The organism is Microbacterium paludicola (assembly GCF_039529675.1).
GTDB classification, from domain to species: domain Bacteria; phylum Actinomycetota; class Actinomycetes; order Actinomycetales; family Microbacteriaceae; genus Microbacterium; species Microbacterium paludicola.
Genome location: NZ_BAAANG010000028.1, coordinates 3968 through 15179 on the forward strand (window position 1 = coordinate 3968; position 11212 = coordinate 15179).

Here is an 11212-nt window from a genome sequence, read left to right on the forward strand (position 1 = left end):
GGCCCGGCACCAACGCTCTACTCCACACCACACGTTAGGAACCGCAAGTGGCACAGGAAGTGCTCACCGACCTCAAGAAGGTCCGCAACATCGGCATCATGGCGCACATCGATGCCGGTAAGACCACGACTACCGAGCGCATCCTGTTCTACACGGGTGTGAACCACAAGATCGGCGAGACGCACGACGGTGGCGCGACGACCGACTGGATGGAGCAGGAGCAGGAGCGTGGCATCACCATCACGTCCGCTGCTGTGACGTGCTTCTGGGACAAGAACCAGATCAACATCATCGACACCCCCGGCCACGTGGACTTCACGGTCGAGGTCGAGCGCTCGCTTCGCGTGCTCGACGGTGCCGTCGCCGTCTTCGACGGCAAGGAGGGCGTCGAGCCCCAGTCCGAGACGGTGTGGCGTCAGGCCGACAAGTACAACGTTCCCCGCATCTGCTTCGTCAACAAGATGGACAAGCTCGGCGCGGACTTCTACTTCACCGTCGACACGATCGTGAACCGCCTCAAGGCCAAGCCGCTCGTGATCCAGCTGCCGATCGGCGCGGAGAACGACTTCGTGGGCGTCGTCGACCTGGTCGAGATGCGCGCGCTTGTGTGGCCCGGCGACGCCAAGGGCGACGTGACCATGGGCGCCAAGTACGAGATCACCGAGATCCCGGCCGACCTGGCCGACAAGGCCGCCGAGTACCGCGAGAAGCTGCTCGAGACGGTCGCCGAGACCGACGACGCGCTGCTCGAGAAGTACTTCGGTGGCGAGGAGCTGACGGTCGCCGAGATCAAGGCCGGCATCCGCAAGCTCACCATCGCGAGCGAGGTCTACCCGGTCCTGTGTGGCTCGGCGTTCAAGAACCGCGGCGTGCAGCCGATGCTCGACGCGGTCGTCGACTACCTGCCGGCACCGATCGACGTGCCCGCCATCGAGGCGCACGACCCGAAGAACGAAGAGACGATCATCGAGCGTCACGCCGACGCGACCGAGCCGTTCACGGCTCTCGCGTTCAAGGTCGTCACGCACCCCTTCTTCGGTCGTCTCACCTACATCCGCGTGTACTCGGGTCACCTCGACTCCGGCTCCGCGGTCGTGAACTCGACCAAGGGCAAGAAGGAGCGCATCGGAAAGATCTTCCAGATGCACGCCAACAAGGAGAACCCCGTCGACTCGGTCACCGCCGGTCACATCTACGCGGTCATCGGCCTCAAGGACACGACCACGGGTGACACGCTCTCCGACTCGGACCACCAGGTCGTGCTCGAGTCGATGACGTTCCCCGAGCCGGTCATCGAGGTCGCGATCGAGCCCAAGACGAAGGCCGACCAGGAGAAGCTGGGTCTCGCGATCCAGAAGCTCGCGGAAGAGGACCCGACGTTCCGCGTCGAGAACAACGCCGAGACCGGTCAGACCGTCGTCAAGGGCATGGGCGAGCTTCACCTCGACATCCTCGTGGACCGCATGAAGCGCGAGTTCAAGGTCGAGGCCAACGTCGGCAAGCCGCAGGTGGCGTACCGCGAGACGATCCGCAAGACCGTCGAGCGTCACGACTACACGCACAAGAAGCAGACCGGTGGATCGGGTCAGTTCGCGAAGATCCAGTTCGCGCTCGAGCCGCTCGAGCTCACGGCCGACAAGACCTACGAGTTCGTCAACGAGGTCTCGGGTGGTCGCATCCCGCGCGAGTACATCGAGCCGACGAACCAGGGCTTCCAGGACGCCATGAACACCGGTGTCCTCGCCGGCTACCCCATGGTGGGCGTGAAGGCCATCCTGAAGGACGGCGCGTCGCACGATGTCGACTCGTCCGAGATGGCGTTCAAGATCGCCGGTTCGATGGGCTTCAAGGAGGCCGTCCGCAAGGCGAACCCCGTGCTGCTCGAGCCGCTGATGGCTGTCGAGGTCCGTACGCCCGAGGAGTACATGGGCGACGTCATCGGCGATCTGAACTCGCGTCGTGGTCAGATGCAGTCGATGGAGGACGCGCAGGGCGTGAAGGTCATCAAGGCCCTCGTCCCGCTGTCGGCCATGTTCGGCTACATCGGCGACCTGCGTTCGAAGACGTCGGGCCGCGCTGTCTACTCGATGGAGTTCGACAGCTACTCCGAGGTCCCGAAGGCCGTCGCCGACGAGATCATCCAGAAGGGCAAGGGCGAGTAATCGTCCGACCCTGATGGCTCCGGGTGGGGGCCGACGGCCCCCACCCGCCCACACGTCAGGTGCCGCTCCCGCGGCGCCTGGGTCAAAACTTCACACCGACTCTCTCTACTAGACTGAGAACCATCCCCGGACAGATCCGGTCGCAATCCAGCGCCCGGTGATGATCCATGAATCGTCCTGAGGAGGACCCAGTGGCTAAGGCCAAGTTCGAGCGCACCAAGCCGCACGTGAACATCGGAACGATCGGTCACGTCGACCACGGTAAGACGACGCTCACCGCGGCGATCTCGAAGGTGCTCGCCGACAAGTACCCGTCGGCCACCAACGTGCAGCGCGACTTCGCGTCGATCGACTCGGCTCCCGAGGAGCGTCAGCGCGGCATCACGATCAACATCTCGCACGTCGAGTACGAGACGCCGAAGCGTCACTACGCTCACGTCGACGCCCCGGGTCACGCTGACTACATCAAGAACATGATCACGGGTGCCGCGCAGATGGACGGCGCGATCCTCGTGGTCGCCGCCACCGACGGCCCGATGGCTCAGACGCGTGAGCACGTGCTGCTCGCCAAGCAGGTCGGCGTTCCCTACCTGCTCGTCGCGCTGAACAAGGCCGACATGGTCGAGGACGAGGAGATCCTGGAGCTCGTCGAGCTCGAGGTCTCCGAGCTGCTCGCTTCGCAGGGCTTCGCTGAGGACGCCCCGGTCGTTCGCGTCTCGGGCCTCAAGGCTCTCGAGGGCGACGAGAAGTGGACGCAGTCGATCCTGGACCTCATGGAGGCCGTGGACGAGAACATCCCCGACCCGGTGCGTGACAAGGACAAGCCGTTCCTCATGCCCATCGAGGACGTCTTCACCATCACGGGTCGTGGAACGGTCGTCACCGGCCGCGCCGAGCGTGGCACGCTCGCCATCAACTCCGAGGTCGAGATCGTCGGCATCCGCGCCACCCAGAAGACCACGGTCACGGGTATCGAGATGTTCCACAAGCAGCTCGACGAGGCGTGGGCCGGCGAGAACTGCGGTCTCCTGCTTCGTGGTCTGAAGCGCGAGGACGTCGAGCGCGGCCAGGTCGTCGTGAAGCCGGGTTCGGTTACGCCGCACACCGACTTCGAGGGCACCGCGTACATCCTGTCGAAGGACGAGGGTGGCCGTCACAACCCCTTCTACACGAACTACCGCCCGCAGTTCTACTTCCGCACCACGGACGTCACCGGCGTCATCACGCTGCCTGAGGGCACCGAGATGGTCATGCCCGGCGACACCACGGACATGACGGTGGCGCTGATCCAGCCCATCGCCATGGAAGAGGGCCTCGGCTTCGCGATCCGTGAGGGTGGCCGCACCGTCGGCGCCGGCACGGTGACCAAGATCATCAAGTAATCATCTGATTACGTCGAAAGGGCCGGAGCTTATGCTCCGGCCCTTTCTGCATGTCCGGTCGAGCTCTCGGCGCGCGTCGACCGCAATCCCCGGACCGCAACGCGGAGAACTGCCAGCGCCGACCGCTAACCTCGTGAATCCGTCGCCCGGAGGAGGCCCCGCATGACCGATGTTCTCGGCCCGAAGCCGCCGCGCAGCCGCGCGCGCCTGGGAGTGACAACACTGCTGCTCGCGGTGTACGTCGCGTTCGTCTCGCTCGTGACGCTGTGGCCGGATCCGAGTGATCTCGAGTTCGGCAGCATCGCCGATCGGGTGCTGCGCGTGCTGTACCGGTTCGGGGTGCCCGAGGCGTTCGGGTTCGACGAACTGGAGTTCACGGCGAACATCGGGATGTTCGTGCCGCTGGGCTTCCTGCTGGGCCTCGCCCTGCCGCGCCGGGGGTGGTGGCTGTCCCTCTTCCTGTTGCCGGCATACTCGGGCTTCATCGAGTTCACGCAGGCGGCCGCGCTGGAGTCGCGGGTGTCGAGCGCCATGGACGTGCTCGCGAACACCTCGGGCGGCTACATCGGGGTGCTGCTGGCGATGATCCTTCGGGCGATGATCTACGCCCGCGATCGACGCGTGATCGAGCGCGCGATCTGGGAGCGCGACGCCGAGCGCCTGCGGTCGCGTCAGCGGCCGGCGCCGCAGCCGGCCCCCGAAGTGTTCAGCCAGTGGCAGGACACGCGCACCGCCCCCACGCAGCGCCTGCCCTTCTGAGGCGGCTGCCCGGGGTAGGCAGGCTCCGCCCGGTGCGCTAACTTCTCCCGTGTCGACACGGGAAGGTGGCGCAGGATGCGGGCACGGCGCAGTGTGAGGAATCCCCGGCGGATGGCCGGGGCCGGGATGGCAGCCGTTGTGCTGGCCGCCGCGCTGGCGATCGCGCCGTCCGCGGCGGTCGCCGCCGAGCAGCCGGATCCGGCCCAAAGCCGCGAGGTCTACCGGTTCTGGAGCACGACGAAGTTCGACAACGCGCACTTCTACACGGTGAGCACCGCCGAGGCGCAGAACATCCACAGCACCGACGGCAACTGGACGTACGAGGGCACCGACTTCCGCGTGTGGCCGCTCAAGAACGGCGGATGCACATCCGGTTCCCTCCCCGTGCACCGGTTCTGGTCATCCAAGTTCGAATCGCACTTCTTCACCAGGAATGCCGCCGAGGCGACGAAGGTGCGCACGAGCGACCGGAACTGGGCGTACGAAGGTCTCGCGTTCTGCACCGCCCCGGCGAGCATGAAGAACACCGTGCCGGTGCACCGGTTCTGGAGCCCGAAGTTCAACAAGCACTTCTACACGGCCGACGCCGCCGAGGCCGCCGACCTCCGCGCCGGCGACCGCAACTGGTCGTACGAGGGCGTGGCGCTGTATTCGCCGGCATCCGGCCCGGCGTCGCCGCCGCTCACCACGGGGCTGTCGGGCACGCCGATGGCGCCGCCGAACGCCGACATCGCCCGCATCCTTGCGGACACGAACAAGGCGCGCGCCGACAACGGAAAGCCCGCGCTGGTGCTGAACGAGCGCCTCACCGAGCAGGCGCAGGCATGGTCGGAGCAGCAGGCGGCCGCGGGGCGGATGTCGCACGACCCGAACATGGTCAGCCAGCTGCCGCAGGGCTGGAAGGGCGCCGCCGAGAACGTGGCGATGGGCTACGCGGTCGGGGATGTCGTCTTCGACGGGTGGATGAATTCGCCCGGCCATCGCGCGAACATCCTGGGCGACTTCACCCACATCGGCATCGGCTATCACGACGGCTATTTCACGCAGGTCTTCGCCAAGTACTGACGGATTTCACCCCGCATAACGGCAGGAGATCCTGGCCGGAAGCGGCGGTTCTGACACACTGAATCCATGCGTGTCTCCCCCCGCGTCCATCCTGCTGCGTCCTCGCGAAAGGCTCGCGCCGCCCTCACCTTCGGTGCCGCGCTTGCGCTCGTCCTGTCTCTGGTGCCGATTCAGGCCGCCGTCGCCGAGGACCAGGAGGAGGTGACGCCGCCGCCGGTGGCGACCGTGCCGCTCGAGCGCGACGAGACCCTTCCCGGCGCCGACACGCTTCCCGAGGCTGACAAGGCCGGCGACGTGACCCTGGATGTGGCCGATCCCGGCAACACCCCGTACCCCGGGTCGGGAGCGTCACCGGGATCCGTGGATGGCGCATCCGGATCGCGGTTCGAGCTCGTGCGGTCGGCGCAGTCGATCGTCCGCGCGGCGCCGGTCGTCGGCTTCACCGCGGGAAACATCGTCAGCGATGGGGTGTTCACGAACAAGGCCACGATGTCGGAGGCGAGCATCCGCAGCTTCATCGACGGCAAGGTCGCCGCGTGCCAGTCGGGCTACACCTGCCTCGAGCAGTTCAAGCAGACGACGCCGACGCGCGCCGCCGACGCCTACTGCTCGCGGTACACGGGAGCATCCAGCGAGACCGCCGCGCGCATCATCTACAAGGTGGCGCAGGCGTGCGGGATCAACCCGCAGGTGCTGCTGGTGATGCTGCAGAAGGAGCAGGGGCTGATCACGCACACGTGGCCGAGCGACTGGCGCTTCACGATCGCCATGGGCATGGGATGCCCCGACACCGCTGACTGCGACAAGACGTACTACGGCTTCTTCAACCAGGTCTACGGCGCCGCGCGGCAGATGAAGATCTACGGCAAGAGCAGCTACTTCACCTGGTACGCCCCGGGCGGCACGCGTTCGATCGGCTACCACCCGAACGCCTCGTGCGGCTCGTCGGGCGTGTACGTGCAGAACCAGTCGACGGCGAACCTGTACTACTACACGCCGTACCAGCCGAACGCGGCCGCGCTGGCCGCCGGATTCGGCACCGGCGACTCGTGCTCGTCATACGGCAACCGCAACTTCTACAACTACTTCCGCGCCTGGTTCGGATCGACCGGCGGCGGCACCGCCGCGGTGAAGGCCGACCCGAAGAACAGCCGCCAGATCTACCGCTTCTGGAGCCCGAAGTTCGACAATGCGCACTTCTACACCGCCAGCACGGCCGAGGCGCAGGCGCTGAAGTCGAACGACCCGAACTGGCGGTACGAGGGCACCGACTTCCGCGTCTGGTCGACGGTCAACGGGCTGTGCCCGACCGGATCCACGGCGGTCTACCGGTTCTGGTCGTCGAAGTTCGCCTCGCACTTCTACACGACCAACGCCGCCGAAGCGGAGCGCGTGCGCACCAGCGACCCGAACTGGCGGTTCGAGGGAACGGGCTTCTGCAGCTCGACGAGCTCGAAGGGAACCGTGCCGGTGCACCGGTTCTGGAGCTCGAAGTTCAAGAAGCACTTCTACACGGCCAACGCCACCGAGGCACAGAAGATCCGCTCGGGCGACAGGAACTGGACCTACGAGGGCGTGGCGATGTACGCACCGTCGTCGGGGCCGAAGTCGCCCGCGCTGCGGTAATCGGTCTCTTGGGGCCGTGGAAATGGTGTGTAAAGATTAGGGCGCTTCACACATAGGGATTCCCCTGGTCGCGGAGTTCTAGTCACCCGCTCCGAGAGGGACATTGCTATGCGTCGCGCGTTCGAGTTCTCAGCGGCCGCTTTGCGCGGTAAGCGCGGAACCGTCCCGTGGATGCTCGCGCTCGTGAGTGGCCTCGTCCTCATGCAGCTGTTGTTCGTAGGTGTGCTTACCGCAGTACACGCGATCCCCGATGCGCGCATCGTCGGTCAACTCGCATCGGATCTCGACGCGGGACTATGGGTCGGATCGGACGAGGCTGTCGATCCGGTGACCCGCGGCGGGCGTAGCGACGCGTACACCGACTGCATAGTCATCACGGCCGGCCTCGGTGACGACGGCATCAATCCGTTGCGTTCGGCGCTGACGTTGCCGCATCTCGGAAGCTGTCAGCCAGCCGCAGCGGGTATCTCGGCGCTGCTCGCCGGAGAGACGCCGCCCGTGGAGGCGACGTACGCCCGCTATTGGGGCGGCTTCGCTGTCTTCACTCGTCCGCTTTTGGCATTTGGCGGGCTCGGTGCGCTGCGCATCTTCGCGGCCACCGCCGCGATCGCCGCTGTTGCGGGTCTGTTCTTCGTTCTGCGCCGTCGCACGTCCGTCTGGGTTCCGCTCGCGCTCGTTGCTCCCCTGGCACTTACAACCAACCTTCTCGGCCAGGTCGGGTATGGGGTGATTCACGTCCTTGAGTTCGCCGTCATGGTCGCCTGCGCGATCGGCGGAGTGCTGGCGGCCCGGCATGGCATGTTCCTCGTTGGTGCGGTATCGGTTTTCGCGGGTGGCGTCTTTGTCTTCGTTGACTTCTTACATAACCCACCCCTCGCGTGGGCATTGTTCGCGTTCTCGGCGGCCGCATCGTTTGTTGCCCAACGGCGGTCGGAGTCGCACCCCGTCCGCCAGGCGATCGTCGCGGTAGTGGTCGCATCGGTGGGTTGGATTGCGGGCTACGCGCTCACCTGGGCGAGCCGTTGGGGGATCGGCATTCTGTCTGGTGCCGCGACCTTTGACGAGATCGCCGGTAAGGTCGCCCTCTGGACCGATGGTTCCGGGGAAGAAGCAGTCGCTGCTGGCCTAGGTGGCGGCATCAGAAAGAACGCGCACTTCTGGCTCACGTTCGTGCCGTTCGCGTGGCTGGTTCTCGCTGCGTGCCTGCTTCTCGTCGCGATCGTGATTGTGGTCGCCGTGCGTCGTAAAGCCTTCCCAGCTCTCGGCGTGGCGGGTGTGCTCGCTGCCGTGGCGGTCATTCCGCTTGTCTGGCTCGAGGTGTTGCCCGCGCACTCGCAGCACCACTACTTCTTCGTCTACCGGGCGATCCCCGGAGCTGTCGCAGTGCTGGCAGCCGCGGCGGCGATGTTCTTTGTGAGCGAGCGGCCGAGGCTCACGCCGGCGCGCGATGCGCGAGGTAGTGCAGGCGGCTGATCTCGCGCCGCGCTTTCAGCACGCCGTCGAGGACGAAACCGGCCACCCACGCCAGGACGCCGGAGACTCCGAGCGCGACCGCGAGGACAGCGGTGGGCAAACGAGGCACGAGGCCCGTCGCGACATACTCCGCGACCAGCGGGATTCCGAGAATCACGGCCGCGAGCATCAAGACGGAACCGATGGACGCGTAGAGCGTAAGGGGAAGCTCGTGCCGTACGAGCTGGGCGACGAGGTTCAGGATGCGGAAACCGTCGTGGTACGTGCGCAGCTTGCTTTCGCTGCCCGCGGGACGGTCTCTGAATCCCACGGGAACCTCGGCCTGAGGCAGGCGCAAGCTCATCACGTGGACGGTGAGCTCCGTCTCGATCTCGAACTCGCGGGAGGCCGCGGGGAACGACTTCACGAAGCGGCGTGACATCACGCGGAAGCCGCTGAGCATGTCCGTCACCCCTTCGCTGAAGATCCCGCCGACGAGCCAATTGAATCCGCGGTTTCCCAGTTCATGGCCGGCTCGATACGACGGGGGAGCACCCGCGGGCGCAGTACGGACGCCAAGGACATGGTCGAGCGTGTTCTCGCGGAGGGTGCGGATCATCTCGGGCAAGGGCGACGCATCGTAGGTGTCGTCGCCATCGATGAGAACGTATATGTCCGCTTCGATGTCCGCGAAAGCGCGACGCACCACATTCCCCTTGCCGCGGCGAGGTTCCGATCTCACGATCGCGCCCGCTTCTGCCGCCGCGCGGACAGTGCCGTCGGTGCTGCCGTTGTCGTAGACGTACACGACGATCTCCGGGACGGCTATGCGGAGGTCTGCGATGACCTTGGCGACGGCGATCTCCTCGTTGTAACAAGGGACGATCGCTGCGATCAGGGGTGAAACGTCCATCCGGCGAGGCGCCCTTCGAGCTTGGGCTTTCACTGTCGGATAGCCTGAGCAAGATTCAACCTCACCGCGGTGCGACCCGCCAAATGAGAAAGTGCTCGCCCGCCATGACACCTCGCTCGCGACCAGAACTCGTGCGCATGCTGTCTTTCCTGGTGATCGGTGGCGTGGCGTTCCTCTTCGACTTCGCCACCTACAACGCCCTTGTATTCTGGGTCACTGGCCGCGGGCCGCTCTTTGAGCAGCCGATGGTCGCGAAGATCATCGCCATTGCGGTTGCCTCTGTCGTGGCATACGTGGGAAACCACTTCTGGACCTTCCAGGACCGGAGCTTGCCTCACACCTGGTCTCGGTACACGCTCTTCATGGCGTGCAATCTCGTCGCGATCGGTTTGCAACTCAGTTGTCTGGCCTTCTCCCGTTACGTCCTCGGCTGGGAAACCCTGCTCGCCGACAACATCTTCGGTGGCGTCATCGGACAGACGGTCGCCACCGTCTTCCGATATTGGAGCTACGAGAGGTTCGTTTTCTGTGAACGAGCACGCGGAGTCTGAACAGCCTCCGCAGCCGAATCGCGCTGACCCCGACATGCGTAAGGCGCCCCGGATGACCCGGGGCGCCTTACGTCTGTCAGGGTCCGTCAGAGCACGTCGTCGCGGCCCGACTCCTGCAGGGCGCCGACGACGCTCTTCACGCGCTGGGCGTGCTCGCTGGTGGTGACGAGCAGGGCGTCGGCCGTGTCGACGACGATCAGACCCTCGACGCCGATCACGGCGATGGTGCGCGCTGTCTGAGACACGATGAGGCCCGTCGAGCCGTCGACATGGACCTGGTCGTTCTGCCCCAGGAGGCACATCTGATCGGGTCGGCCGCCGGAGATCAGCTTGGCGAGGCTTGCGAAGTCGCCGACATCGTCCCAGTCGAAGTGTCCAGGCACGACGGCGAGGCGACCCTTCGCCGCTGCGGGCTCGGCGACGGCGTAGTCGATCGCGATCTTCTTCAGCCCGGGCCACACCCGCGCGACGGCCTCGGCACGCTGATCCGTGTCCCAGGCGTCCGCGATCTCGGTCAGGCCCGAGTGGAGCTCGGGCTCGTTGGCGGCCAGCTCGGCCAAGAGCACGTCCGCGCGGGAGATGAACATCCCGGCGTTCCAGAGGAAGTTGCGGTCGGCGTAGTACTTGCGCGCCGTGTCGAGGTCGGGCTTCTCGACGAAGCGCTCCACGATCGCGGCCATCGGCGCGTCTTCGACGTCGAGTTCGTCGCCCTTCTGGATGTACCCGAATCCGACGGACGGCTCGCTCGGTGCGATGCCGATCGTCGAGATGTATCCGGCGCGCGCGAGGGCGACGGCCTGCTGCACCGCGAACTCGAACGCCCGCTGACGAGCGATGTGGTGGTCGGCGGCGAAGGAACCGATGATCACGCCCGGGTGCCGGCGTTCAAGGATGGCGGCGGCCAGCCCGATCGCGGCGGCCGATTCGCGCTGCGACGGCTCGATGAAGACGTTGCCCTCGAGGATGTCGGGCAGGTCCTGGCCGACCTTCTGCTCGTGTGCGGTGCCTGTCACCACGGTGATGCGGTCCGGGCCGGTCAGGGGAAGCAGCCGATCCCACGTGTTGCGGAGCAGCGAGACGCCAGAGCCCGTGAGGTCGTGGAGGAACTTCGGCGTCTCTGCCCGGGACAGTGGCCACAGCCTCGAGCCGACGCCTCCCGCGGGGATGACTGCGTAGAAGTTCTCGAGTGGCGCGGAAGGCATGATTGCCAGGCTACCTGGCGCGCCCTCGGGGTCGCCTAGGGCGTGTCTGACAAATAGTTCGGCGGCGCGCTGAGAGTCTGAGGTCGTGACGCGGTTTCAG

9 protein-coding genes are annotated in these 11212 nt (G+C 66.0%); 7 read left to right on the top strand and 2 right to left on the bottom strand.

The window, feature by feature from the left end; translation table 11 throughout:
- Positions 1 to 47 precede the first annotated feature (47 nt).
- The 6 genes from fusA to ABD161_RS12575 all read left to right on the top strand — a co-directional run bounded on the left by fusA (position 48) and on the right by ABD161_RS12575 (position 8467).
- On the top strand, positions 48 to 2162 hold the full coding sequence (gene fusA, locus ABD161_RS12550; protein WP_344003424.1) for an elongation factor G: 2115 nt from the start codon (positions 48 to 50) through the stop codon (positions 2160 to 2162).
- Positions 2163 to 2353: 191 nt separating this feature from the next.
- A complete protein-coding gene (gene tuf / locus ABD161_RS12555) occupies positions 2354 to 3544 on the top strand; it encodes an elongation factor Tu (RefSeq protein WP_344003427.1) in 1191 nt (396 codons plus the stop codon).
- Positions 3545 to 3706: 162 nt separating this feature from the next.
- Entirely contained in the window at positions 3707 to 4303 is a 597-nt protein-coding gene (locus tag ABD161_RS12560; protein ID WP_344003430.1) for a VanZ family protein, read from the top strand.
- 111 nt (positions 4304 to 4414) lie between these two features.
- A complete protein-coding gene (locus ABD161_RS12565) occupies positions 4415 to 5368 on the top strand; it encodes a CAP domain-containing protein (RefSeq protein ID WP_344003433.1) in 954 nt (317 codons plus the stop codon).
- Between the two features lie 66 nt (positions 5369 to 5434).
- Complete coding sequence (locus ABD161_RS12570) at positions 5435 to 6994, top strand: hypothetical protein (protein ID WP_344003436.1); 1560 nt, start codon at positions 5435 to 5437, stop codon at positions 6992 to 6994.
- A gap of 171 nt (positions 6995 to 7165) precedes the next feature.
- The gene (locus tag ABD161_RS12575) at positions 7166 to 8467 is read left to right on the top strand and encodes a hypothetical protein (RefSeq protein ID WP_344003439.1); all 1302 of its coding nucleotides are present in this window, start codon (positions 7166 to 7168) and stop codon (positions 8465 to 8467) included.
- Here ABD161_RS12575 and ABD161_RS12580 read toward each other — a convergent pair.
- Entirely contained in the window at positions 8427 to 9359 is a 933-nt protein-coding gene (locus ABD161_RS12580) for a glycosyltransferase (RefSeq protein ID WP_344003441.1), read from the bottom strand. The genes ABD161_RS12575 and ABD161_RS12580 overlap by 41 nt on opposite strands.
- A 137-nt stretch (positions 9360 to 9496) precedes the next feature.
- Here ABD161_RS12580 and ABD161_RS12585 point away from each other — a divergent pair, with 137 nt between their 5' ends.
- Positions 9497 to 9910 (top strand): GtrA family protein, encoded by a 414-nt coding sequence (locus ABD161_RS12585; RefSeq protein WP_344003443.1) that lies wholly within the window; start codon positions 9497 to 9499, stop codon positions 9908 to 9910.
- A gap of 86 nt (positions 9911 to 9996) precedes the next feature.
- Here the strand turns inward: ABD161_RS12585 and ABD161_RS12590 are convergent, their stop codons facing one another.
- A complete protein-coding gene (locus ABD161_RS12590) occupies positions 9997 to 11112 on the bottom strand; it encodes a mannose-1-phosphate guanylyltransferase (protein ID WP_344003445.1) in 1116 nt (371 codons plus the stop codon).
- Between the last annotated feature and the right edge of the window lie 100 nt (positions 11113 to 11212).